This window comes from Acidovorax sp. FG27, from assembly GCF_040365715.1.
In the GTDB taxonomy this organism is placed as follows: Bacteria; Pseudomonadota; Gammaproteobacteria; order Burkholderiales; family Burkholderiaceae_C; genus Paracidovorax.
The window spans coordinates 781,250-805,434 of the sequence record NZ_BAABVY010000009.1; the positions used below are offsets into that span (position 1 = coordinate 781,250).

At 71.0% G+C, this 24,185-nt stretch carries 22 protein-coding genes and 1 riboswitch; of the genes, 3 read left to right on the plus strand and 19 right to left on the minus strand.

Going from position 1 to position 24,185, the window contains the following annotated elements; genetic code table 11:
* Nucleotides 1-16 precede the first annotated feature (16 nt).
* The 6 genes from ABWV53_RS10510 to ABWV53_RS10535 form a co-directional block, all read right to left on the minus strand.
* Nucleotides 17-853 carry an ABC transporter ATP-binding protein gene (locus ABWV53_RS10510; RefSeq protein ID WP_353365597.1) on the minus strand — a complete coding sequence of 279 codons (837 nt, stop codon included), beginning with the start codon at nt 851-853 and terminating at the stop codon, nt 17-19.
* On the minus strand, nt 850-1,890 hold the full coding sequence (locus ABWV53_RS10515) for a FecCD family ABC transporter permease (protein ID WP_353366692.1): 1,041 nt from the start codon (nt 1,888-1,890) through the stop codon (nt 850-852). Before ABWV53_RS10515 ends, ABWV53_RS10510 begins: the two co-directional genes overlap by 4 nt.
* A complete protein-coding gene (locus ABWV53_RS10520) occupies nt 1,890-2,762 on the minus strand; it encodes an ABC transporter substrate-binding protein (protein ID WP_353365599.1) in 873 nt (290 codons plus the stop codon). The genes ABWV53_RS10515 and ABWV53_RS10520 overlap by 1 nt, the downstream gene beginning before the upstream one ends.
* An 844-nt stretch (nt 2,763-3,606) precedes the next feature.
* Nucleotides 3,607-4,230: a bifunctional adenosylcobinamide kinase/adenosylcobinamide-phosphate guanylyltransferase gene (locus ABWV53_RS10525; RefSeq protein WP_353365601.1), complete on the minus strand. Its 624-nt coding sequence runs from the start codon at nt 4,228-4,230 to the stop codon at nt 3,607-3,609.
* A gap of 5 nt (nt 4,231-4,235) precedes the next feature.
* Nucleotides 4,236-5,645: a cobyrinic acid a,c-diamide synthase CobB gene (locus ABWV53_RS10530; protein ID WP_353365603.1), complete on the minus strand. Its 1,410-nt coding sequence runs from the start codon at nt 5,643-5,645 to the stop codon at nt 4,236-4,238.
* Nucleotides 5,646-5,679: 34 nt separating this feature from the next.
* A complete protein-coding gene (locus tag ABWV53_RS10535) occupies nt 5,680-7,533 on the minus strand; it encodes a TonB-dependent receptor domain-containing protein (RefSeq protein WP_353365605.1) in 1,854 nt (617 codons plus the stop codon).
* A gap of 84 nt (nt 7,534-7,617) precedes the next feature.
* Nucleotides 7,618-7,884, minus strand: a riboswitch (cobalamin riboswitch).
* A 102-nt stretch (nt 7,885-7,986) separates the two neighbouring features.
* On the opposite strand from ABWV53_RS10535, the gene ABWV53_RS10540 reads away from it, so the two are divergent.
* A complete protein-coding gene (locus ABWV53_RS10540; RefSeq protein WP_353365607.1) occupies nt 7,987-8,211 on the plus strand; it encodes a DUF904 domain-containing protein in 225 nt (74 codons plus the stop codon).
* Nucleotides 8,208-8,663 (plus strand): cell division protein ZapA, encoded by a 456-nt coding sequence (locus ABWV53_RS10545; protein ID WP_353365609.1) that lies wholly within the window; start codon nt 8,208-8,210, stop codon nt 8,661-8,663. The genes ABWV53_RS10540 and ABWV53_RS10545 overlap by 4 nt, the downstream gene beginning before the upstream one ends.
* Before the next feature lie 394 nt (nt 8,664-9,057).
* On the opposite strand, the gene ABWV53_RS10550 is transcribed toward ABWV53_RS10545, so the two are convergent.
* From ABWV53_RS10550 to hemN, 4 genes are all read right to left on the minus strand, one after another.
* Nucleotides 9,058-11,523 (minus strand): sensor domain-containing protein, encoded by a 2,466-nt coding sequence (locus ABWV53_RS10550; protein WP_353365611.1) that lies wholly within the window; start codon nt 11,521-11,523, stop codon nt 9,058-9,060.
* Nucleotides 11,520-12,848: a cyclic di-GMP phosphodiesterase gene (locus ABWV53_RS10555; RefSeq protein ID WP_353365613.1), complete on the minus strand. Its 1,329-nt coding sequence runs from the start codon at nt 12,846-12,848 to the stop codon at nt 11,520-11,522. The genes ABWV53_RS10550 and ABWV53_RS10555 overlap by 4 nt, the downstream gene beginning before the upstream one ends.
* A 146-nt stretch (nt 12,849-12,994) precedes the next feature.
* On the minus strand, nt 12,995-13,744 hold the full coding sequence (locus ABWV53_RS10560; protein ID WP_353365615.1) for a sulfite exporter TauE/SafE family protein: 750 nt from the start codon (nt 13,742-13,744) through the stop codon (nt 12,995-12,997).
* A gap of 1 nt (nt 13,745) precedes the next feature.
* Nucleotides 13,746-15,128, minus strand: a complete 1,383-nt coding sequence (gene hemN, locus ABWV53_RS10565) for an oxygen-independent coproporphyrinogen III oxidase (RefSeq protein WP_353365617.1) — start codon at nt 15,126-15,128, stop codon at nt 13,746-13,748.
* Nucleotides 15,129-15,324: 196 nt separating this feature from the next.
* Between hemN and fnr the strand changes: the two genes are divergently transcribed.
* The gene (gene fnr / locus ABWV53_RS10570; protein ID WP_353365619.1) at nt 15,325-16,044 is read left to right on the plus strand and encodes a fumarate/nitrate reduction transcriptional regulator Fnr; all 720 of its coding nucleotides are present in this window, start codon (nt 15,325-15,327) and stop codon (nt 16,042-16,044) included.
* A 36-nt stretch (nt 16,045-16,080) separates the two neighbouring features.
* Here the strand turns inward: fnr and ABWV53_RS10575 are convergent, their stop codons facing one another.
* From ABWV53_RS10575 to ABWV53_RS10615, 9 genes are all read right to left on the minus strand, one after another.
* Complete coding sequence (locus ABWV53_RS10575) at nt 16,081-16,347, minus strand: hypothetical protein (RefSeq protein ID WP_353365621.1); 267 nt, start codon at nt 16,345-16,347, stop codon at nt 16,081-16,083.
* Nucleotides 16,348-16,436: 89 nt separating this feature from the next.
* Nucleotides 16,437-16,730: a FixH family protein gene (locus tag ABWV53_RS10580; protein WP_353365623.1), complete on the minus strand. Its 294-nt coding sequence runs from the start codon at nt 16,728-16,730 to the stop codon at nt 16,437-16,439.
* A gap of 68 nt (nt 16,731-16,798) precedes the next feature.
* Nucleotides 16,799-18,241 (minus strand): cytochrome c oxidase accessory protein CcoG, encoded by a 1,443-nt coding sequence (ccoG, locus tag ABWV53_RS10585; RefSeq protein WP_353365625.1) that lies wholly within the window; start codon nt 18,239-18,241, stop codon nt 16,799-16,801.
* Nucleotides 18,242-18,258: 17 nt separating this feature from the next.
* Nucleotides 18,259-19,173 carry a cytochrome-c oxidase, cbb3-type subunit III gene (gene ccoP / locus ABWV53_RS10590; RefSeq protein WP_353365627.1) on the minus strand — a complete coding sequence of 305 codons (915 nt, stop codon included), beginning with the start codon at nt 19,171-19,173 and terminating at the stop codon, nt 18,259-18,261.
* Between the two features lie 41 nt (nt 19,174-19,214).
* Nucleotides 19,215-19,352 (minus strand): cbb3-type cytochrome oxidase subunit 3, encoded by a 138-nt coding sequence (locus tag ABWV53_RS10595; protein ID WP_353365629.1) that lies wholly within the window; start codon nt 19,350-19,352, stop codon nt 19,215-19,217.
* Between the two features lie 39 nt (nt 19,353-19,391).
* Nucleotides 19,392-20,024: a cytochrome-c oxidase, cbb3-type subunit II gene (gene ccoO, locus ABWV53_RS10600; protein ID WP_353365631.1), complete on the minus strand. Its 633-nt coding sequence runs from the start codon at nt 20,022-20,024 to the stop codon at nt 19,392-19,394.
* A gap of 18 nt (nt 20,025-20,042) precedes the next feature.
* Nucleotides 20,043-21,482 carry a cytochrome-c oxidase, cbb3-type subunit I gene (gene ccoN, locus ABWV53_RS10605; RefSeq protein WP_353365633.1) on the minus strand — a complete coding sequence of 480 codons (1,440 nt, stop codon included), beginning with the start codon at nt 21,480-21,482 and terminating at the stop codon, nt 20,043-20,045.
* A 63-nt stretch (nt 21,483-21,545) separates the two neighbouring features.
* Nucleotides 21,546-21,683, minus strand: a complete 138-nt coding sequence (gene ccoS / locus ABWV53_RS10610) for a cbb3-type cytochrome oxidase assembly protein CcoS (RefSeq protein WP_353365635.1) — start codon at nt 21,681-21,683, stop codon at nt 21,546-21,548.
* 1 nt (nt 21,684) lies between these two features.
* Entirely contained in the window at nt 21,685-24,162 is a 2,478-nt protein-coding gene (locus ABWV53_RS10615; RefSeq protein ID WP_353365637.1) for a heavy metal translocating P-type ATPase, read from the minus strand.
* Nucleotides 24,163-24,185: the final 23 nt, after the last annotated feature.

Genomic DNA, 24,185 nt, shown 5'->3' on the forward strand with positions numbered 1-24,185 from the left:
CGGCGCGGCAGACGTGTCAGTCGCCCTGCTGCGGCGCCGGTGCGTTGGTGGCCGCGGCGGCTGCCTCGATGCGCGGCAGCGCTATCCATTGCCCGTCCAGCTGCCGCACGCGGATGCGGTGGTCGAACACGGCCTCCAGCGCCGCGTGCGTGGCGGCGTCGCCGCAGCCGCCGTGGTGCAGCACGCGCCCGCCGGCGACGACGACCATCGCGTCGGCCTGCAGCGCCAGGGTCACCTCGTGCAGCACGCTGACCACCGTGCCGCCGGCGGCGACCAAAGCGCGCACGGTGTGCAGCCAGTCGGCCTGGTGCGGCGGGTCGAGGTTGGCGAGCGGCTCGTCCATCAGCAGCACTGGCGCCTGCACGGCGAGGGCGCGGGCCAGCAGCACACGCTGGCGCTCGCCGCCTGAGAGCTGCGAGAGCGGCCGGTGGCGCCATTCCCAGGCCTGCGTGGTGCGCAGCGCCTGCTCCACGGCAGCGTGGTCGGCCGCGCCGGGCGGGGCCAGCCAGGGCTGGTGCGGCAGGCGGCCGAGCATGGCGGCGTCGTAGGCGGTCAGCTCGTCGGCCGAGGTGTCTTCGTTCTGGCCCAGCCAGGCCATCTGGCGGGCCCGCTCGCGGCCGCGCAGGTCGCGCAGCGGGGTGCCGTTCAGCCGCACCTCGCCCTCGACGCACCCGGCGCGCCCGGCGCGCAGCACGCCGGCCAGCACCTTGAGCAGCGTGGACTTGCCCGCGCCGTTGGGGCCGACCACGCTGGTCCAGCAGCCGGCGGGCAACTGCAGGTCGATGCCTTGCAATATCGAGGCATTTCCGATGCGGGCGCTGATCCTATGGGCGCTGATAGCTATTTTTTTCATAGCGCACCGCCCTGCACCGAGCGGCGGTGCATCAGCCACAGCAGGTAGCTGCCGCCGAGCGCGGCGGTCAGCACGCCCACGGGCAGCTCCTGCGGGGCCAGCACCCAGCGCGCCAGGATGTCGGCCGCCAGCAGCAGCGTGGCACCCATCAGGCTGGACAGCAGCACGTGGCGCTGGTGCGTCACGCGGGCGATGGAGCGCACCAGGTGCGGCGCGGCCAGGCCCACGAAGGCGATCAGGCCGGTCTGCGCCACCGCCGTGCCGGTGGCCAGCGCCATGGCCGCCACCAGCCCTGCGCGCATGGGGCCGAGCGGCAGGCCCAGGCTGGCGGCGGTCGCCTCGCCCAGCGTCAGCCCGTCCAGCGCCCGCGCCAGTGTCCAGGCGGCCCCGGCGGACAGCGCCCAGGCGGCGGCCATCAGCACGCAGGCCACCCAGCCGACGAAGCTGGTGCTGCCCAGGGTGAAGGCCTGCATCGCCTGCAGGATGTCGGGCGAGGCCAGCTCCACCAGGTCGCGCGCGGCGCCCAGCACCACGCCCACGATCACCCCGGCCAGCAGCAGCCTGAGCGTGTGCTGCACGCCGCGCGCAAGGGCCAGGGTGAGCAGCACGGCGCCCGTCGCGCCCAGAAAGGCCATGCCGGTCACGCCGACCCGCGCCAGCCACTGCGCGGCCGTGGGCGACACGCCGAAGAACGCCATGGCCAGCGCCCCGCCCAGCGCGGCGCCCGAGGCGCTGCCCAACAGGTACGGATCGGCCAACGGGTTGCGAAAAAGTCCCTGCGCGACAGCGCCCGCCAGCCCTAGCAGCGCGCCCGCCAGCCAGGCGCCGGCTGTGCGCGGCAGGCGGATGTCCCAGACGATCTGCAGCGCGACGGGGTCGTGCGCCATGCGCAGCACGCTGTCGAACCCGGTGCTGCCCACGCTGGCGCCCAGCAGCATCAGGAGCGCGCTGGCGGCGAGCAGTCCACCGGCCAGCCAGCCGGCACGGTGCGTGGCGCAAGCACTGGCCGGCGCGGCCGAAGGCGCTGGCAGCGGCATCACGGCGCCTTGTCGGCGATGCAGCGCGCCATGATGCGGGCCGCCTCGGCCATGCGCGGGCCGGGCCGCACCACGACGTCGGCCTCGCCCGGGCCGAAGGCGCAGATACGGTCCTCCCGCACGGCGGGCAGACTGTCCCAGCCCGGGTAGAGCACCGCCTGCTGCATGCTGCGGTTGCCGATCATGATGATCTGCGGACGCGCCCGCACGACGAATTCCGGGTTCAGCCGGGGGAACGGCCCCAGGGCCGCCGGCACCACGTTGCGCACGCCCAGCCGCGCCAGCGTCTCGCCGATGAACGAACTCTCGCCCGCCGCATACGGCCCCCGGCTGACCTCGAAATAGATGCGCACGTTCTGCGCCCGCGCCGGCAGCGACTGCGTGGCCGCCTGCACGCCGGCATCGATCACGCGCCACACGCGGTCAGCCCCCTGCGCCGCCGGCACGCCCAGCAACTGGCCCATGGTGGCCAGCACGCGGCGCACGTCGGCATGCGTCTTGGGCTCCAGCGCCACGACCTTGATGCCCAGCGCCTCCAGCCGGTCGCTGGCGCGCGAGCTGGCGGCCAGCAGCACCACGTCGGGCTTCAGGGCGACGATGGCCTCGATGTTCGGGTCGATGCCGCCGCCCACCTGCGGCAGGCGTTGCACGGATGCGGGCCAGTTGGAATAGCGGTCCACGCCGACCAGGCGGTGGCACTGGTCGAGGGCGCAGACGGTTTCCGTCAGGGAGGGGAGGAGGCTGACGATGCGGTCGGGGGGCTTGGGGAAGGATTGGGTGCGGCCTCGGGCGTCGGTGATGTCGGCTGCGTGGGCAGTGAGGGATGCAGCCAGCGCCAGCGCTGCGCAGAGGAAACGGTGGATGGCGTTCATGGGTGGTGGTGTGGTTGTTTGGGCTCGGGGACCTGCATCGGTCGCTGCTGTGGGGTTGCTTTCCGGGGCCGGGATGTGCGCCCGGCGGCGCACTCACTTTCTTTCGTTTCGCCGAAAGAAAGTAAGCAAAGAAAGGGCGACCCCCAGTCTGCGACCCCTTCGCTGGCGCTACGGGGCAACCTGCGTCGGAGCACTTGCGGGGTGCCGCCGCAGAACTCACTTCGCGCTGGCGCGCTCCGTTCAAACAGCTGCGGCGAGTCAGAGCACGAGGCATGCGCGCTCCGACGCGCATGCGCACCCCGCAAGCGCCCCGCCGCAGGCGCAGCCAGCAGGGGTGGGACAGCCCGATCCGGGCCGTCGCTGCGCTCGGCCCCCAACGCGCAGGCGCTGCGCGCCGCGAAGGCCAGGCCGAGCGCAGCGATGGCCCGAGTGGCTCCCCATTCCCTTCTGTGCGTGCCGAGAAGCGCAGGGCGGCGGGTGCGTGCGTGTGCCGAAGGACACACGCACTTCGTGCTCTGACTTGCCGCAGCTGTCTGAACGGAGCGCGCCAGCGCGCAGTGAGTTCTGCGGCAGCACCCGCCGACCGAGCATCGCAGGTTGCCCGTAGCGAAGCGAAGGGACACGCACAGCAGGGTCGCCCTTTCTTTGGTGACTTTCTTTCGGCGAAACGAAAGAAAGTTACTCGCCCGCCGGGGCGAATTCCCGGCTCCGGGAAGCAACCGCTCAGCACGTTCCAGCACCGCCCCCACAGCGCACCCAGGCTTCGACAAGCTCAGCCCGAACGGCCAGAGGCGAACCCTCAGCACTGCGCAAAAGACGGCAGCAACCAAAGCAGACCCCACCATCACCCCTTCAGCCGAAGCGCCAACCCCGCCACCACCAACGTCACCCTCTCACACACCTCCCCCACCCTCTGATTCACCCTCCCCAACTCATCCACGAACGCCCTCACCTCCCGCCCCATCGGAATCACCCCCAACCCGATCTCATTGCCCACCAGCACCACCGGCCCCGGCGCGTTCAAAATCGCTACCAAAAACATAGCAACCTGCGCTTGATAATCAAGCGCCAGAGCCCGATTCGGTTCGGATTCCGCGCCCGCAGCAACGTCCACCGGCATCAGCCAGTTCGTCAGCCACAGCGTCAGGCAATCCACGACGATCAACGTCCGCGCATCGGAATGCCGCGCCAGCGCGCCGGCCAGGTCACGCAGCTCTTCCAGCGTGGCCAGGCCGGGCACGCGCTCGGCCCGATCGCGCTGGTGGCGGGCGATGCGCTCGCGCATCTCGTCGTCCCAGGGCTGGCCGGTGGCGATCAGCAGCGCGCGGTGGTGGTCGGGCGATGCCGCCAACCAGTCGCGTGCGATCAGCTCGGCCCGTCGCGACTTGCCGCTCTTTTGCCCGCCGAGGATGAATTCGGACCGGAACGATGGCGGCGGCGGAGAAAGAGGCGATGCGGCAGCGGACATGGCGGTCATGCAGCGCTGAAGAGCGCTGCCGTGGCACGCGGGTTCGAGGCAAACCAGGCGTGGAAATAGCTGGCCTGCACGCTGCCGTGGCGGTAGAGCGCCTCGCCCGGCGCGCCGCCCTCGGGTGCATGGGGCCGGGTGGTGCGGGCGCGCACGGCGGCGGAGCTGTCGCAGGTGGAATAGTGGAAGGTGTGGCCGCGCAGCACCTGGCCGTCCGCCACCTCGAGCTGCTGCGGCCCGAGCGCGGCCAGGCGGCGCTGCACGGTCACATGGCCCGGCAGCAGGCCCCAGAGCGGCAGGCGGCGGCCGTCCTGCAGGGTGATCGATTCGAAGAGCGCCATCATGCCGCCGCATTCTGCCCACACGGCCCGGCCGGCGGCGACATGGTCGCGCAGGCTCTGCTGCATGCCGGTGTTGGCGGCCAGCGCCTCGGCGTGCAGCTCGGGGTAACCGCCGGGCAGCCAGACGGCGTCGCAGGGCGGCAAGGCCGGGTCCTGCAGCGGCGAGAAGCGCACCACGCGCGCGCCCAGGCGCTCCAGCGTCTGCAGATTGGCGTCGTAGACGAAGCAGAAGGCGGCATCGCCGCCGACGGCAACGGTGCGGCCGGCGAGCAGCGCGGGCGTGGGCGGGGCGTCCTCGGGCGGGGCGGCGAATTCGGCGCACCAGCGCCGCCGCAGCGCATCCGCGTCCATCCGGCCCAGCGGCGTGGCGGCCAGCGCATCGGCGGCGGCGTCCAGGCGCTGCAGGGCGTCGGGCAGCTCGTGCGCGGCGACCAGGCCCAGGTGGCGCTCGGGCAGCAGGCGCGGCCCGCCTTCGCCCGCCGCCGGGGCCACGCGGGGCAGCGCGCCCAGCCAGTCGGCCGCATCGTTCAGGCCCGCGCGCAGCAGGCCGGCATGGCGCTCGGTGGCCACGCGGTTGGCCAACACGCCCGCCCACGGCAGGCCGTCGCGGTAGTGGCGCAGGCCGTGCACGATGGCGCCCAGCGTGCCGCCCATGGCCGAGGCATCGACCACGGCCAGCACCGGAATGCCGAAGTGCATGGCCAGGTCCGCCACCGAGCGTTCGCCGTCGAACAAGCCCATCACGCCTTCGATGAGCAGCAGGTCGGCGTCCTGCGCGGCCGCGTGCAGCCGGCGCGCGCAGTCGGCGGCGCCGGTCATCCACAGGTCGAGCTGGTGCACGGGCGCGCCGCTGGCCAGCTGGTGCCAGTGCGGGTCGAGGAAGTCGGGCCCGCACTTGAAGACGCGCACGCGCCGCCCCTGGCGGGCATGCAGCCGCGCCAGCGCGGCGGTGACGGTGGTCTTGCCCTGGCCCGAGGCCGGGGCGGCGATGACGAGGGCCGGGCAGCGGACGCTGCCGTCCGCCGCACGCCCCGCATCGCCCCGGCGCGTCGAGGGCGCGTCGTTCGCCTGCATGGGCGTCAGGCCGCTCGGCCGGCTGCGGCCATCATCACTGCGGCATCCACTTCAGCCCCACGTAGAGCGTGCGCCCTTCGGTGCCATAGGTGCGCGCCGTCTCGTAGCGCTTGTCGCCCAGGTTGTCCACGCGGGCGAGGACGGTGAAGTCGCGCGCCACGCGGGTGCTGGCGTAGAGGTTGACCAGCCCGTAGCCGCCCAGCACGTTGGTGTTGGCGGCTTCGTTGAAGCGGCGGCCCGAGGCCTGCACCTCGGCGCCCCAGGTCCAGCCGGCCAGCTCGGTGTCGGCGCCCAGCGAGGCATGGCGCTTGGCGCGGCGGGCCAGCTGGCGGCCGGTGTCCAGGTCGCGCGGGTCCTGCCAGTCGATGGAGCCGCGCAGGTTCACGCCCGCCATGCGGTGCGAGCCCGACAGCGTGACGCCGCTGTATTCGGCCCGGCCGATGCTTTCGTAGCAGCCTAAGGTGCTGGCGCAATTGCCGGGCGCGCCGAAGTTGATGAGGTTGCGCACGCGGTTGCGATACGCCACCACGCCCACGCTGCTGTCGCCTTCGGTCCAGCGCAGGCCGGCCTCGATGTTGCGGCCCGACTCGGGCTGCAGCGTGGAGACGCCGTATTCGCTGAAGCGCTGGTACAGCGTGGGCGCGCGGAACGAGGTGCCCGCCGAGACGGTGGCGCGCCACTGCGGCGCCAGGGCCAGGCCGTAGGCCAGGCTGCCGGTGCTCTTGCCGCCGAACTCGCTGTCGTCGTCGCGGCGCAGGTTGGCCTGCAGCGAATGCGCGCCCACCGCGACGCCGTAGCCCAGCGCCAGCGCGTTCTGCGAGCGCTCGCCGTGCAGCTCGGTCGCCCCGGCGAACGCGGCCGGGTTGCGCAGCTCGTCCTCGCGGCGCTCCAGGGCGGCCGTGAAGAGGTGCGCGCCCAGGCGCCATTCGTTCTGCAAGAGGTAGTTGCGCAGCGTGGTTTCGGTCTCGTAGAAGCTGGGCGTGGTGCGGTATTCGCTGCGCGAGGTGGTGGCCTGCAGGCGCGTGGTGTAGGTGTCGGTCCAGCGCGCCGCCCACGACAGCCCGCCCGTGCGCAGCTGGTGGTGGTTGCGGTCGTCCGCCGTGCGGCTGCTGTCGTACTGCGACTCGAGGTTGCTGGCCAGCAGCGTGCCCTCGATGCGGTGGCGTGCGTCGATCTGCAGGCCCACCCGGGCGTTGCCCGTGGTGCGGCGGTAGCCGTCGTCGTCCGGATTGGCGGTGGGGATGGGGCGGGCGTTGAAACCGTCGCTTCGCTCGTGCGAGATGCCCAGCGAATAGTCCACCATGCCGGCGCCGCCGCTCACGCCCGCCTGCGCGGTGCGCGTGCCGTGGCTGCCCAGGCCCACTTGCGCATACGGCGCGGGCTTGCCCTCGCCCTTCTTCGTGAAGAGCTGGATCACGCCGCCGATGGCGTCGGAGCCGTAGACGGCCGCCGCCGGGCCGCGCAGCACTTCGATGCGGTCGATCTGCGCCAGCGGAATCTGCTCCCACATCGCGCCACCGGTGGTCTGCGAATCGACCCGCACGCCGTCGATGTAGACGGCGGTGAAGCGCGATTCGGCGCCGCGCAGGAACACGCTGCCGCTGCTGCCCTGCCCGCCGTTGCGCGAAATCTCCACGCCCGGCAGGCGGGCCAGAACGTCCATCACGCCCACGGCGCCGCTGCGCTCGATGGTGTCGCGGTCGACGATGGAGACGTCCGCCACCAGGTCGGCGAGCGGGCGTTCCACGCGGGTGGCGGTCACCACGGTGTCGCGCAGCTGGGGCGCGGTGGCGGCTTGCGCCAGCAGGGTTTGCGAGGCGGCGGGCCAGGCGGCGCCCACGGCGAGGGGCAGCGCGGCGAGGCGCAGGAAACGGAAGCGGGTTGTCATGACGAGGTGTGCACAGGAAGATTCACCCTGACCGGCCTCCCCGCCGGTCCTTGGGCATCACGGCCGCCCGCGCCATCGAAGGCGTGGGCGGCCACCGTGTTGGCCGGTATCCGGGCTGGCGACGCGCCCTCCCATCGCCTTCCCAGGCGCTTGTTCAACGCGCCCAGTGGCATGTGGATGGAGAGAGGGAACCACCGCGGGCATCCGTTCGGACACCCTGGCGTGGTTCGGTCGCTGACCGTTGCGGGGGCAGCGCAGGCTCGGCGCGCTCCCGGTGGGGGCGCCTCCCTGCTTCCCGTTGAACTGCGGCATGCGAACCATGCAGCGAGCACCAACCCCATGATTTTAGGCGACGCCGGCATCGCCCCCGCCAACCCCCGCACGCGGGTGACTGGTTTGTTCATCGTTGCCGCGAGGGCCCCAGGCCGGCGCAACCCTACAATCGCACGCTCTATGGCAAACACCTCCTCCATCGATGACATCGCCGAGCGGGTCGAGCGGCTGCTGACCAGGCATGCCGAACTCCAGCGCACCAACGCATTGCTGGCCCAGCAGGTGATGGACCTGACCCAGGAACGCGATTCGCTCAAGTCCCGCCTGAACGCGGCGCGGGCGCGCGTCGATGCCCTGCTCGACCGCCTGCCGGCCACGCCCGACACGAAAGAAGACGCACCATGAAGCAGATCGAGGTCCGCATCCTGCAGCAAAGCTATCTGCTGACCTGCCCGCAAGGGCATGAGCAGCGCCTGCTGGACGCCGTGGAGCGCGTGGACAGCGCCATGACGCGCATCCGCGATGCCGGCAAGGTGCGGGCCCGCGAGCGCATCGCCGTGCTGGCGGCGTTGAACCTGGCGTTCGAGGTGTCGGACCGCGAGGCGGCGCGCCAGGAGGCCGCTGGGAGCGCCGCCGAACAACCCGTCCCTCCGGCGGACTCTGTGCAAGTGGAGGCTGCGGCGCCCCTGCCGGGCCCGGCGGCGCCGGCCCCCGGCCTGTTCGACCAGGGCGCATTGCCGCTGGACGACGGCCCCGCCCGGCACGCGGCCACCGAGGCGCAGGCCGACACGCAGCAGCGCATCGACGCCCTGCTGCAGCGGCTGGACCACGCGCTGGACGGCGGCGCCCGCGTCTGAGAACGTGTTTACGATCTGAGGGCGGGGGCGCTTATGCTCCTGATGGCCGCATCCGGCAAGCGCTGCGCAATCGCCAACACCGGCCGCGCGGGTTTTGCCGTCGCGGCCTTTGCGCCGAGCCTACAATGACCTCGTCTGCGGTGCTGCCGGGCTTTATATTTCCTTGAACCAATGCTCTTTGAGCACGGGCTTGGTACATCGCCCGGTGAGCGTGATCATCTCGCGTCAGATGAACCCAACGCCTGGCTGCCCTCGCCCCCCTGAACCCCCGGTTCAGGATGACGGCTCGGTGGCATTCGCAGACACCTTGTTTCTTTGCACGACACCCGCCTGACGCCGGCCAGGGTCTCGTGCAGACCCCTCTCTCCCTCTTACCCTCTCCCCCAGCGCTCCGTCAGGGCGACGCCCGGTTCGCCGGTGCCGGCGACCAGGCCGCGTGCTGGTGGCTGGCGATGAGGGCGCGCAGCTGCGGTGCCGGCAGCCCCGGGGCGCACAGGAAGCCCTGGAAGTGCTGGCAGCCCATCTGCTCCAGCGCCGCCCGCTGGGCCGCCGTTTCCACCCCCTCGGCGATCACCTCGATGTGCAGCGCCCGGCCCATGCTGGTGATCGCGCTCACGATGGCGCGGTCGCCCTCGTCGTCCGGCAGACCGCGCACGAAAGACTGGTCGATCTTGAGCTTGTGGATGGCCAGCTTCTTCAGGTAGGCCAGGCTCGAATAGCCGGTGCCGAAATCGTCGATGGCGAGGCCTATGCCCAGGCCCGCCAGCGTGAGCAGGCGCTGCTCCGTCTCCTGCGCGTCCTGCAGCAGGATGGTCTCGGTCAGCTCCAGCTCCAGCAAGGTGGCGGGCAGGCGGTGGCGCTCCAGCAGTGCGACCAGGCGGTCCACGAAGTCCGGTTGGCGGAATTCCAGCGCGGACACGTTCACCGCCACCACCAGCGGCGTGCCCGAGCGCAGCCAGCCCGCGGCTTCCTCGATCGCCTGCTCCATCACCCACGCGCCCAGGGTGACGATGAAACCGGACTCTTCTGCCAGCGGAATGAACACGCCGGGCGACACCGCGCCGAATTCCGGGCTGCTCCAGCGCGCCAGCGCCTCGGCCCCCACGATGCGGCCGGAGGCCATGGACACCTGCGGCTGGTAATGCACCGCCATCTGCCCCAGGCCCAGCGCCTGGCGCATGCCGTGCTCCATCTTCATGCGGGCCAGCAGATTGGCGTTCATCTGCGGCTGGTAGAAGCCGTAGTTGCCCCGACCACGCTCCTTCACGCGGTACATGGCCGTATCCGCCTGCTTGACGAGCTCGTCGAGCGTGCGGCCGTCCTGCGGATAGAGGGCCACCCCGATGCTGCACTGGATGGAAAAGCCCATCGCATCGAGCACGAAGGGCCGCAGCATGTCGTCGAGGATGCGGCGCGCCACGCACTCGGCCACGCCGGCATCGCCGCCGTGCAGGTAGATCACGAATTCGTCGCCGCCCAGGCGGCAGAGCATGTCGGTATGCCGCAGGCACGACTGCAGGCGCTCGGCCACCAGCTTCAACACCCGGTCGCCGAACGGATGGCCCAGCGAGTCGTTGACGATCTTGAAGCGGTCGAGGTCCAGGAACAGGATCGCGAAGCCGGTCTCGGACTCGCGGGGCGTCGCGGCGATGGCCGCTTCCACCCGGCGCGACAGCAGAAGGCGGTTGGGCAGGCCGGTCAGCACGTCGCTGAAGGCCAGCTGTTCGATACGCCGCTGCGCCGCGCGCTCGGACGTCAGGTCGCGCATGAAGCCGATGCTCTGCAGCAGCAGCCCCGCCTCGTCGCGCAGAGCCACCCACGACAGGTGCACCGCGCAGGGCTCGCCGGATGGGCTGGGCACGGTCAGGTCGCCCTCCCAGAACCCGTCCCGATCCCAGGCGGCGCGCACCTCGGCCATCAGCGCCGCGCTGCCCGCATCCGCGCTGAAGAGCGCCGTCGCGGGCTCGCCAAGCCGGGAATGCGGCCCCACCCCGACCAGGCGCTCGCAGCCGGGATTCATGCTCACCAGCACGTCGCGGTGGTCGGCGATGAAGATCGCATCCGGGCTGGACTCGAACACGCGCGCCGCGAGGCGCAGCCCCGCCTGCGCCTCGGCCTGCCGGGTGATGTCGCGAAACGAGAACACCCGCCCGATCGGCCGGCCCTGCACCAGTTGCGGCACCGAGCGGCGTTCCATGAGCGCGCCGTTGCGCAGGCCGATGACGTCGATGGTTTCCTCGAGCGGCTCGCTGGCGATGGCGGCCAGCCGGCTCCGGTAGGCCGGCGCGTCGGCGACCTGGCCCTCGAGATGGGCATGGACGGCGGCGTCGTCGCGCTGCACGAGCAGCTCGCGCGGCAGGTTCCAAAGCAGCGCCAGCCGCTGGTTGAAGGCCCGCACGCGGCCTTGCAGATCGCACACCATCATGCCGTCGGCGGCGGAGTCGAGCGTGGCGCGCAGTTCGGCCAGCAGCGTCTCCAGCTCGTGCTCGGCAGCGCTCACGCGGGCGCGGTCCACCATGGTCAGCATCAGCAGGACCTTGCCCTCCGGCAAGGTCACGGCCGCCACCCGGCGGTCGACCGGAATCCACCCCCGGCCCCGCGCCGACACGCTGCTGCGGGAATCGAGGCCCTGCACCAGGCCGTCGGTCGGCTGGGCCCAGAAGAACAGGTCCTCGGGCGTCTCGGCGATCTGCTGCACGGGCTGGCCCACCATGCCGTCCACGGGCCGGCCGGTCAGGACGGCCGCTGCGCGGTTGGCATGCAGCACGCGCTGGGTGGCGGGCTCGACCAGCCACACGGCTTCGGCCAGACCGTCCAGCACGGCGCTCCAGCCGGCGATGTCGCGCGGCAGGGCCGTCATGGCGCGGTCCCGTCAGGGCCCGGGTCCACCGCGCGCTCGAAGAAGTAGCAGATGCGCTGGCGCGGCGACAGGTAGTCGAGCGCGTCGCGCGGCAGCTGCGCGGACCGCAGGCTGCGGCGAATGCCGAGCTCCGGCACCCGCTCCAGGTCGAGGATCAGCGCCTCGTCGCGCGGCACGCGCGAGTCGTGCACAAGCACCCGCGGCCGCAGGGGCCGGGCGGAGTTGACGGAGATGACCAGCGCATAGCGGTCGTTGACCAGCTGCACCACCGAGCCGGGCGGATAGACGCCCATCATGCGGATGAAGGCGCCCAGCACCACGGCGTCGAACCGCGCCTTGTGCTGCGCAAAGATGACCGACAGCGCCTCGTGCGGCGTGAGGGCAGCCGCGCCGTGCAGCGGGTTGCACATGCGGTCGTAGTGGTTCACCAGGGCGACGATCTGGCCGGCCCGGCTCAGGTCTTCCCCATGCAGGCCGAGCGGGAAGCCGCTGCCATCCGCCATCTCGTGGTGCTGGGCGATGGCCACCAGCGCGGCGCCCGGCAGGCCCATGCGGCGGGCCAGCGCGACGGACTCGGCCACGTGGCCTTCGTATCGCTTGCGGTCGGCCGGCAAGAGCGGGGCGGCCGGTTCGGCGACATGGGGCGCCAGGGCGTGCTTGCCCAGGTCGTGCAGCAGCGCCGCGGTGCCGATGCCTTGCAGGCCCTCGCCCTGCGTGCCGAGCGCGCGGCCCAGCAGCAGCGATAGCACCATCACATTGACGGGATGCAGGGCGGGCTGTACGCCCACGCCCTGCGACAGCAGCCGAATGGCGGAATCGCCGTGTTCGAGCACCTCGGCGACGCAACCGGCCACCAGGGCGTCGGCCTGCTCGCGCGCGGCGCGGGGGTCGGCGGGCGCCTTGGCGGCCAGCCGCTGGTATTCACGCGTGGCTTCGTGGAAGCGCTGGTCGCATCGGTCGAGCGCCAGGCGCTGCGCCGTCAGCGCAGAGAGCAATGCGAGGCGCCGGGCGCGAATGCCGGAGAGGCCGCCCGCGGGCGCGGCCGTGGCGCTCTCGCCCTCGCCGGCCGCTGCTGCATCCGCGCCCGCGTCCGGCCCGTCCGAAGCCGGCTGCGGCGCTGCGGGCTCGGCGCCCGCTTCCACATCGCTTCTGGCCGGCAGGTAACGCACCTGCTTCAACCCCAGCGAGCGCAGGAGCTCGATCTGCCCGGAATGGGCCACCTTGAAGCTGCTGGTGGGAAACGGGTGATGCATCCAGCCTACGTCGAGCTGGATGTACATGCCGATTCGCAACTGGTCGATATCGATGAAAACGGGGTGGTTCACGAAGCAGGGAATCGAACAGGGGTGGCGTTCGATCCATCAGAGTCTTTGTGAATCATTATCACCAGTTCCGGCGACTCGTAACAAAGGGCAAGGCTTTCGTCAAAGTCCCGCGGACGACACCGCGAGCGACTTTTCGCCGAGCGGAATCATGCGCACCAGAGGGACTGGCCATGGCCGCCGATGTCCATCCAGATCGCCCAGGCGGCAAAGCCGAAGAGCAGCAGGCCGGCCGCTCTCGTGCCCCATCCTGCCCGCTGCTGGTCGAGCCGGCCACGCAGCCTGCGCCATGCCCATGGCCCCGCCACCAGCCACGCCGCGCCGCCCGCGCCGAAGAGCGCCATGCTGGCCGCGCCCTGCCCCACGCTCCCGCTCAGGGCCGCCACCAGCAGGGCCGAATAGAGCAGGCCGCAGGGCATCAGCGCCCAGGCCGCCCCCGCCAGCAGCGTGCCGCCCGGCCGGGCCAGCCAGGGGCGTGCGCGCTGCCAGGCGCCGCGGCCCAGGCGCTCGATCCAGCGGGGCTGCCGGGCCTGCGCCATCATCAGCACGGACCAGGCCAGCACGGCGACGTGCAGCAGCGTCCAGGCCGGGCGCAGCGCGGCGCTCTGCTGGGTGAGCCAGGCCAGCCGGTCCATGGCGGCGGCCGCCATGCCGCCCGCGAGGGCATAGCCGGCCAGGCGCCCCGCGTGGAACGCCAGCGTGGAACGGGCCCCGAGGCCGAAGACGCGACCTGCTGCCGGTGGTGCCAGCCGGCGCAGCGGCTGGCACCCTGCGGGCGCGTGCTCCGCGGCGGCACCGTGCGTGATGGCGCCGCAGGGCGCGGCGCACATGGCCAGGCAATGCGGCCCGCCGAGAAGGCCCATGGCCAGCGCCGTCCAGGCAGCGGCGGCGGAAAGCATGTCAGATGATGCGCGAAAAGCGCGCCCGGTTGCGGTCCACCTGCAGGTGCCGGTCGAACACCATGGCCACGCCGCGCACGAAGAACCAGCCCGTCGGCGTCACGGCGATGCCGTCGCCGCCCACCGCCACCAGGCCCTGCTCGGACAAACCTTCCAACTGTTCGATCTCGGCGGCGAAGTAGTGCCGGAAGTCGATCAGCCAGGCCTGCTCGATGGACTCGAACAGCACCTCGCCCTGGCACATCAGCGCCATGATGACCGCCCGCCGCACCAGGTCGTCACGGGTCAGCGCCAGCCCGCGCACCACCGGCAGGCGGCCCTGGTCGATGAAGTCGTAGTACTCGTCCAGCGTCTTGGCGTTCTGGCTGTAGGTCGCCCCCACCCGGCCGATGGCCGATACCCCCAGGCCGATCAGGTCGCAGTCCGGCTGCGTGCTGTAGCCCTGGAAGTTGCGGTGCAGCCGGCCCTGGCGCTTGGCCACGGCCAGCGCGTCGGTGGGCAGCGCGAAATGGTCCATGCCCACGTACATGTAGCCGGCCTGTTCGAACGCCTGCAGCGACCGCGACAGCATGGCCACCTTGGCCGACGCGAGCGGCAGCTCGGCCGGGACGATGCGGCGCTGCGGCTTGAAGCGCTCGGGCAGATGGGCATAGGCGTAGAGCGCGATGCGGTCGGGCCGCAGCTCGGCCACCTGCGCGAGCGTGCGGTCGAACGACTCGGGCGTCTGGCGCGGCAGGCCGTAGATCAGGTCAACGTTCACCGAATCGAAGCCCAGCCGCCGGGCGGCCTCCACCAGCGCGAACACCTGTTCGGCCGGCTGCACGCGGTGCACGGCCTTCTGCACCTGCGGGTCGAAGTCCTGCACGCCGAAGCTCAGCCGGTTGAAGCCCAGCTCGGCCAGCAGCGCCAGGCGGTCCTCGGTCACGGTGCGCGGGTCCACCTCGATGGAGTATTCGCCGCCGGGCACCCAGGTGAAGCCGCGCCGCAGCATGGCCACCAGCGCGCGCAGGCCATCGTCGCCGAGGAACGTGGGCGTGCCGCCGCCCAGGTGCACCTGGCTCACCGGCTGGCCCACGCCGCAGTGCGCCGTGTGCAGATCGATCTCGCGGGCGAGGTAGCGCAGATAGACGTCGGCGCGCTCCGGGTGGCGGGTGATGATCTTGTTGCAGGCGCAGTAGTAGCAAAGCGCCTCGCAGAACGGAATGTGCACATACAGCGACAAGGGCAGCGCCTTGGCGGCCGAGCCGACCTTGCGCTCCTGCAACGCGATCACGTACTCTTCCTGGCCGAACGCCTCGACGAACCGATCCGCCGTGGGGTAGGAGGTGTAGCGCGGTCCTGGCACGTCGAAGCGGCGCAGCAGCTCGGGGGTCACAGCAGTCATGGCAAGAATTTCCTCGGGTCTTGCGGCCGAATGTGCCGCAGCCCCCACCGGACGTCCTTGATCTCGATCAAGTGTTGCCGCCAGGCGCGCTGACACAATGGCCTCCAACGCAGCGGGCCCGGGGCTCCTGCATCAAACGATGGGCCTGCCCGCACCTCTGGCTGCGGGCGCCCGCCCAGGAAGGACTCCTCTGCACATGAATCTGCAATCCATCAAGGTCGCCTGCTCGAACTGCAACCTGCGCGAACTCTGCATGCCCATGGGCCTGAACGAGCAGCAGCTGGAACGCATCGACGAGATCGTGGCCGTGCGCCGCAAGGTCAAGCGCGGCGGCACGCTGTTTCGCAACGGCGAGCCCTTCACCTCGCTCTTCGCCATCCGCACCGGTTTCTTCAAGACCTGCGTGGCCACCGAGGACGGGCGCGACCAGGTGACCGGCTTTCAGATGGCCGGCGAGATCATCGGCCTGGACGGCATCGTGCACGACCGCCACAGCTGCGATGCGGTGGCGCTGGAGGATGCGGAGGTCTGCGTGATGCCGTTCGACCGCATCGAGGAACTCTCGCGCGAAGTGACCGCGCTGCAGAACCACGTGCACAAGATCATGAGCCGCGAGATCGTGCGCGAACACGGCGTGATGCTGCTGCTGGGCAGCATGCGCGCCGAGGAGCGCCTGGCCGCGTTCCTGCTCAACCTGGTGCAGCGCCTGCATGCCCGGGGCTTCTCGCAGTCCGAGCTGGTGCTGCGCATGACGCGTGAGGAGATCGGCAGCTACCTGGGCCTGAAGCTCGAAACCGTGAGCCGCACGTTCTCGAAGTTCGTCGAGGAAGGCATCGTCGAGGTCAAGCAGCGCCATGTGCGCATCCTCGACACCGACGCGCTCAAGCGCATCGTCAACAGCCAGGCCTGCCACTGAGCGGGCGGCGGTGGCGCGGCCCGGCGCCCGCCAGCCTTATCGGTGTCTGGCGCAGTCGGATGGCCGCTCGCCCCGTGGCACCGGGCACCGGTTCATCTCGAACGGCGACAGCGACAGCAGCGTCGTCAGCGCCCCTGCCGCCACGATGACCGCCCAAAAGACAAAGAACGCGATCGTGTAGACGCCCTCGCGCGAGAGGGCCACCGGCTGGTCCGACCAGTGCAGCGCGGCAGGATCGACGAGCGCGAAGACGATCATCTCCAGCACGCCCGCCATCAGGAAGGCGGGCCAGGCGATCCACATCAGCCGGCGCGGCCAGTTCGCCCCCGCGCCCGCCGTGGCGGGGCCCTGCGCGGAGCGGGCAGCCCTGGAACGCTGGCGCCGCCGGGCCGTCACGGCAGATCCTTGGCCGGCGTGGCGGCATGATTGCGGCCCTTCACGGCGGGCGCCATGGCGGTGCCCTGCTGGCGCAGGGTCTTGTTGATGTCCAGACCCCGCTGGTAATAGTCTTCGGCCAGCACCGGGTCGGGCTGGCGCAGCGCGAGCCAGAGGGTGACGAAGCCCGCCACCACCACGATGGCGGGGCCGGCGATCACCAGCCAGACATAGCCATGGCGCCACCAGGGCTGCGGTGCGGCCGGGGCCGGGGCCTGGGCTTGCTCGGCGGCAGAAAAGACGATGGTCATGGGTCACTCCTTGCGGCCTGCGCCGCGTCGATCACGATGGGAACCAGCAACGTAGGGCGGGGCCTGTTTCACCGGGGCACCAGGAACACCGACTTCTCCACCACCTGCGTGGCCGAGCCCTCCACCCGGACGTCGAAGAACACCGGGTGCGAGCCGGGGGGCACCCCGCCATAGGGCACCTGCAGGCGCACGGCCACCCAACGGGACTCGGCCGGGCCGATCTCCACCACGGGCTCGGATGCCACCTCCAGCCCGGCCAGCCCGTGCGCGCCGATGCGGTAGCGCTGCAGGCGCTCGGTGGCGTTCATGATCTGCAGGCGATAGACGTTTTCCAGCCGGCCGCCGCCAACGATGCGGGAGAGCGCGGCACGGTCGCGCACCACGTCCACCTTCAACGGGGTGCGGGCCACCAGGCTGGCCGCCATGCCGATGCACAGCGACGCCAGCACCGCGCCGTAGATGAGCACACGCGGGCGCAGCACGCGCCGCAGCATCTGCCGCTGGCTCCAGCGGCGGGCCACGCCGTGGTGCGTGCCATAGCGGATCAGCCCGCGCGGGTAGTGCATCTTGTCCATCACCGTGTTGCAGGCGTCCACGCACAGGCCGCAGCCGATGCATTCGTATTGCAGGCCGTCGCGGATGTCGATGCCCACCGGGCAGACCTGCACGCACAGGGTGCAGTCGATGCAGTCGCCCAGTCCCTGGGCACGCGGGTCCACGGCCTTGCTGCGCGGGCCGCGCCGCTCGCCACGCGCCTCGTCGTAGGTGACGATCAGCGTGTCGTTGTCGAACATGGCGCTCTGGAAGCGCGCATAGGGGCACATGTACTTGCACACCTGCTCGCGCAGGAAGCCCGCATTGCCGTAGGTGGCCAGGCCGTAGAACGCCACCCAGAAGAGCTGCCAGGAGCCCTGCAGCGCCATCAGCTCCACGCCCAGCGTGCGGATGGGCACGAAATAGCCGACGAAGGTGAAGCCCGTCCAGCCCGAGATGCCGACCCAGAGCAGCTGCTTGAGGCCTTTCTTCCAGACCTTCTCGAAGGTCCAGCGCCCCTTGTCCAGGCGCAGCCGGGCGCTGCGGTCGCCCTCCACCCGGTGCTCGATCCACATGAACATCTCGGTGTAGACGGTCTGCGGGCAGGCGAAGCCGCACCAGAGGCGCCCCGCCACGGCCGTGAAGAGGAAGAGGGACAGCGCCGAGATGATGAGCAGGCCCGTCAGGTAGATGAAGTCCTGCGGGTAGAGCACCAGCCCGAAGAGGTAGAAGCGGCGCGCACCCAGGTCGAACAGCACCATCTGCCGCTCGCCCCACTGCAGCCACGGCAGGCCGTAGAACACCAGCTGCGTGACCACCACCATCAGCCAGCGCCAGCGCGCGAACACGCCGCTGATGGCACGCGGGTAGATCTTCCTTTGCGCCTCGTAGAGCGAGACCACCTCGGCCTGCGGATTGTCTGCCGCGGCGGGGGCGATCGGGATGACCTTGCGTGGCATGCCTTCGGCGGGTCGCATGGGGAGCCCGGGCGGCGTCAGCGCGCCGCCCCCGCCTCGTTCGACAGGCTCCAGACGTAGGCCGTGAGCACGCCGATCTGGCTGTCGGTCAGCTTGCCGGCCTGCGCGGGCATCTGGTTGGTCTTGCCGTTGTTGATCATGGCGGTGATGGCTGCCTCGCCCCAGCCGTGCAGCCAGACGTCGTCGGTCAGGTTGGGCGCGCCCAGGGCCTGGTTGCCCTTGCCGTCCATGCCGTGGCAGGCCGCGCAGGCCGTGAATTTCGACTTGCCGAGCGATGCGCGCAGCGAGTCGTGCGGGCTGCCCGAGAGGCTCAGCACGTAGTGCGACAGGTTGCGCACGTCCTCGGGCGAGCCCACGGCGGCGGCCATGGGCGGCATCACGCCGATGCGGCCGTCATGGATGGTCTGGCGAATCTGGTCGGGCGAGCCGCCGTGCAGCCAGTCGCCGTCGGCCAGGTTGGGAAAGCTCTTGCTGCCCCGCGCGTCGGAGCCGTGGCACTGCGCGCAGTTGTTCAAGAACAGGCGCTCGCCGATGGCCATGGCCTGGGCGTCGCCAGCCATGGCTTCGGGCTTCATCGCGTCGAAGCGCGCATAGAGCGGCTGCAGCTCGGCGTTGGCCTGGGCCACCTCGGCCTCGTACTCGGCGCGGGTGCTCCAGCCGAGCTTGCCGGCGAAGTTGCCCAGGCCCGGATACGCGGCCAGGTAGCCGAAGCCGAACACCATGGTGAGCACGAACAACCACATCCACCAGCGCGGCATGGGGTTGTTCATCTCCGTCAGGTCTTCGTCCCAGACGTGGCCCGTAGTGTTGTCGGCCGTGGCCTGGACCTTCTTGCGCGAGGTGATCCACAGCAGGAGGCCGCAGGCCAGGATGCCGGCCAGCGTGATCCCTGCAACGTAGAGGGACCAGAAGTGGTGGGTGAAGTCACTCATCGGGGTTTCTCATTTCTTTGTGCGTTCGGCCCGTGGGGCGGTCAGTCCTGCACGAAAGGCAGTTGCGCGGCCTCGTCGAAGCGGGCCCGGTTGCGGCGCAGGAAGGCCCACACCCAGATGCCGATGAAGCAGGCCATCGAGGCCAGCGTGGCGACGATGCGCATGGTGGTGATGTCCATAGCAGTCCTCCGTTCGTTCTCGTGTACGCGGCGCGCCGCCTACTTCAGCGCCCGGCCCATCACCTGCAGGTAGGCGACCAGGGCGTCGAGCTCGCTCTTGCCCTTGAGCTCATCGGCGCCGGCATCGATCTCTTCATCGGTGTAGGGCACGCCCGCCGTGCGCAGCGCCTTCATGCGGGGCGCGACGACGGAGGTGTCGACGGCCGTCTTCTCCAGCCACGGATAGGCCGGCATGTTCGACTCGGGCACCACGTCGCGCGGGTTGTTCAGGTGGATGCGGTGCCACTCGTCGCTGTACTTGCCGCCGACACGGTGCAGGTCGGGGCCGGTGCGCTTGCTGCCCCACTGGAAGGGGTGGTCGTAGACGAATTCGCCCGCCACCGAGTAGTGGCCGTAGCGCAGCGTCTCGGCGCGGAAGGGGCGGATCATCTGCGAGTGGCAGTTGTAGCAACCCTCCCGCAGATAGACGTCGCGGCCGATCAACTGCGTGGCCGTGTAGGGCCTCACGCCGTCCACCGCCTCGGTGGTGGACTTCTGGAAGAAAAGCGGCACGATCTCGACCAGGCCGCCCACGGCCACCACCAGCAGGATCAGCACGATCATGAGGAAGTTGTTGGTCTCGACCTTCTCGTGGGTGAAACCGGCCGGTGCGTTCGTGTGGGTATCAGACATTCGATGGCTCCTCGAAACTCAGGCGTGCGCGGGCCGGACGGCGGGAATCGCCACCCGCACGGAGCGGCCGGAGATCGCCGTGAGCCACACGTTCCAGGCCATGACCACCATGCCGCCCAGGTACAGCAGCCCGCCCAGGAAGCGGATGACGTAGAACGGATAGGTCGCCTTGACGCTCTCGACGAAGGTGTAGGTGAGCGTGCCGTCGGGGTTGATGGCGCGCCACATCAGGCCCTGCATGACGCCTGCGATCCACATGGCGGCGATGTAGAGCACGATGCCCACGGTGGCCATCCAGAAGTGCAGCTCGATGGCGGGCACCGAATGCATCTTTTCGCGTCCGAAGAGGCGCGGCACCAGGTAGTAGAGCGAGCCCATGGTGATCAGCCCCACCCAGCCCAGGGCGCCGGCATGCACGTGGCCGATGGTCCAGTCGGTGTAGTGGCTCAGCGCGTTGACGGTCTTGATGGACATCATCGGCCCCTCGAACGTGGCCATGCCGTAGAACGACAGCGACACGATCAGGAAGCGCAGGATGGGGTCGGTGCGCAGCTTGTGCCAGGCGCCCGAGAGGGTCATGATCCCGTTGATCATCCCGCCCCAGCTGGGCGCCAGCAGGATCAGCGAGAACACCATGCCCACCGACTGCGTCCAGTCCGGCAGCGCGGTGTAGTGCAGGTGGTGCGGGCCGGCCCACATGTAGGTGAAGATCAGCGCCCAGAAGTGCACGATGGACAGGCGGTAGCTGTACACCGGCCGGCCAGCCTGCTTGGGCACGAAGTAGTACATCATCCCCAGGAAGCCGGTGGTGAGGTAGAAGCCCACCGCGTTGTGGCCGTACCACCACTGCACCATCGCGTCCTGCACGCCGGCATAGGCCGAATAGCTCTTCATCCAGCCGGCCGGAATGGCCGCGCTGTTGACGATGTGCAAGAGCGCCACGGCGATGATGAAGGCGCCGAAGAACCAGTTGGCCACGTAAATGTGGCGCACGCGGCGCATGCCCACGGTGCCGAAGAACACCACCGCGTAGGACACCCAGACCAGCGCGATCAGGATGTCGATGGGCCATTCGAGTTCGGCGTATTCCTTGCCGGAGGTGTAGCCCAGCGGTAGGCTGATGGCGGCGGCCACGATGACCAGCTGCCAGCCCCAGAAAGTGAACTTCGCGAGGCCCGCCGCGAAGAGTCGCGTCTGGCAGGTGCGCTGCACCACGTAGTAGCTGGTGGCGAAGAGGCCGCAACCGCCGAAGGCGAAGATCACCGCGTTGGTGTGCAGCGGGCGCAGGCGCCCGTAGCTCAGCCACGGGATGCCGAAGTTGAGTTCGGGCCAGGCGAGCTGGGCCGCGATGAAGCAGCCCACCAGCATGCCGACCACGCCCCACACCACCGCCATGATCGAGAACTGCCGCACGACGGAGTCGTCGTAGTGCGCGGCAAGGGTTTGAGAAGAATCCATCGGGCACCTCTTGTTTTGCAGGGCCAGTTTCATTCAGTCACCCCTTGCGCGCGTTGACGCACGTCAACCGTCCTGGAGAATGCGTTCGGCCTCCTGGTCGACGTTCTCGAACTGGCCCCGGTCCACCGCCCACCACAGGCCGGCGAGCACCGCCAGCACCAGCACCACCGAAAGGGGAATCAGCAGGTACAGGATGTCCATGTCAGGCCCCTTCGCAGGTGGGCAGCGCCGTCGAACGCTGCGGCACGGCGCCTCGCGGACCGACGGCGGACAGCGGCGCATCGCCGCTCCAGCGCACCAGCCGGGCCGCGTTCAGCACCACCAGCAACGAGCTGGCCGCCATGCCCAGCCCGGCCAGCCACGCCGGCATCCAGCCGGCCACGGCCAGGGGCACGCAGAACGCGTTGTAGCCCGCGGCCCAGGCCAGGTTCTGGCGCACCACGGCGGTGGTGCGGCGCGCCAGCAGCAGCGTCTGCGCGACCTGGCCCAGGTGCTCGCCGGGCACCACGAAGTCAGCCCGCGCGCGGGCCAGCGGCACGGCACGCCCGAAGGCGAACGACACCTGCGCGCCGGCCAGCACCGGCCCGTCGTTCAGGCCGTCGCCCACCATCGCCACCAAGTGGCCCTGGGCCTGCAAGGCCTGCAGGCGCCGCAGCTTGTCGGCCGGGGTGCAATCGCCCCAGGCCTCGTCGATGGCCGCTGCGGCCGCCACCCGCTGCACGGCCGCATCGCGGTCGCCCGACAGCAGCAGCACGCGCACGCCCGCCCGGCGCAGGCGGGCCACCACGTCGGTGGCCTCCGGGCGCAGGGCTTCGGCCAGGGTGAAGCGCGCCAGGCACTGCGGCGGCGCCAGGGTGCCGTCCGCCAGCACACGTTGGCGCGAGAGCACCGTGACGGAACCCGCGCCCTCCTCCTGGGGCACGCCGGCGTGGCGGGCGGAGCCGAGCCTCAGCAGCGCGCCATCGGCCTCGCGGGCCTGCAGGCCGCTGCCGGCTAGCTCCTGCACGTGCGACCACGGCAGGTCGCCCGGCGAGCCCGCCGCCTGCGCGATGGCCCGCGATGCCGGGTGCAGCGAGTGCCGGGCCAGCCCGGCCGCCAGCGACAGCGCCTGCGCCGCCGTCAAGCCGCTGTCCGGCGCGGGCTCGACGCCGCCCAGGCCCAGGCCGCCCTGGGTGAGCGTGCCCGTCTTGTCGAAGGCGACGGTGTCCACGCCCGCAAGGGCCTCCAGCGCCTGTAGCCGGCGCACGAGCACGCCGTGGCGCGCCAGCGTGCCCGAGGCCGTGAGCAGGGCCACGGGCGTGGCGAGCGACAGCGCGCAGGGGCAGGTGACGATCAGCACCGCCACGGCCACCATCAGCGCGTGGCCCGGGCCGGCGGGCCACCACCAGGCGGCGGCCAGGCCCGCCGCCAGCAGCACCGCCACCAGGAACGGCCGGGCGATGCGGTCGGCCAGTTGCGCCAGGCGGGGCTTTTGCAGCGACGCGCTTTCCATCAGCGCCACGATCTGTCCGAAGCGCGTGTCGCCGCCCAGGCCATCGATGCGCACCTCCACCGCCGCCTGCAGGTTGTAGCTGCCCGCCGCCACGGTGCTGCCCAGCGGCCGTGCGACGGGCGTGGATTCGCCCGTCAGCAGCGCCTCGTCGGCCTGCGTGCCGCCTCGGGTGATGCGGCCATCGCCCGGAAAGGCTTCGCCCGGCAGCACGCGCACCGTGTCGCCCACGGCCAGCCGGCGGGTGGCGACGCGGGTGAAGCGGCCGTCCGCGCCCAGGCGCTCCACACTGGCGGGCAACCGGTTCATCACCGCCTCCAGCGCGCCGGCGGTGCGGCCGCGCAGGCGCAGCTCCAGCCACCGGCCGGTCAGCAGGAAGAAGACGAACATGGTCAGCGAGTCGAAGTACACCTCCCGCCCGAACAGGCCGGCCGGATCGAACGTGCCCGCCGTGCTGACGGCGAAGGTGATGGCCATGCCCAGCGCCACCGGCAGGTCCATGCCGATGCGGCGCTGGCGCACGTCGCGCCAGGCGCTGGAGAAGAACGGCCCGCAGGCGAACAGCATCACCGGCAGGCTGATGACCCAGGACGCCCAGCGCAGCAGGCGCTCCATCTCCGGGCTCAGGTCGCCCGGCATGGCCTGGTAGGCGGGCCAGGCGTACATCATCACCTGCATCATGCAAAAGCCCGCCACCAGCCAGCGCCAGAGGGCCCGGCGCTGCTCGCGCTGGCGGTGCTCGCGCGTGAAGGCGTCGAGCGCGGGCAGGGCCCCGTAGCCGGCCCCCTGCACGGCGGCGATCCAGCCCGAAGGCAGCACCTGCGCGGGGCTCCACACCACGCGGGCGCGCTGCGCGGCGGCGCTCACGTCGGCGGCGACCACGCCGGGCACGCGGCGCAGCGCATCTTCGATGGTGAGCGCGCAGGCCGCGCAGTGCATGCCCTGCAGCACCACGTGCGACTCCCAGAGCGCTGGCGCGGCATGCGCACCGGCCTGCGCCGCCACCGCGCCCGGCGCACCGGCTGGCGCTGGCCACCGCGCCGCCGCGTCGGCCAGCGGCCGGCCGAAGGCGGGCCATTCCAGCGGGTCGTCCAGCAGCGCGGCGCCGCCGGACTGCGCGGACTGCGGTGGCGCGCCCGCGCCGCCGGGTTCGCCGGGGCCAGCGAACGGGTCGAAGGGATGTTGGGGCATGCGCCCGAGGCTAGGCGCGAAGC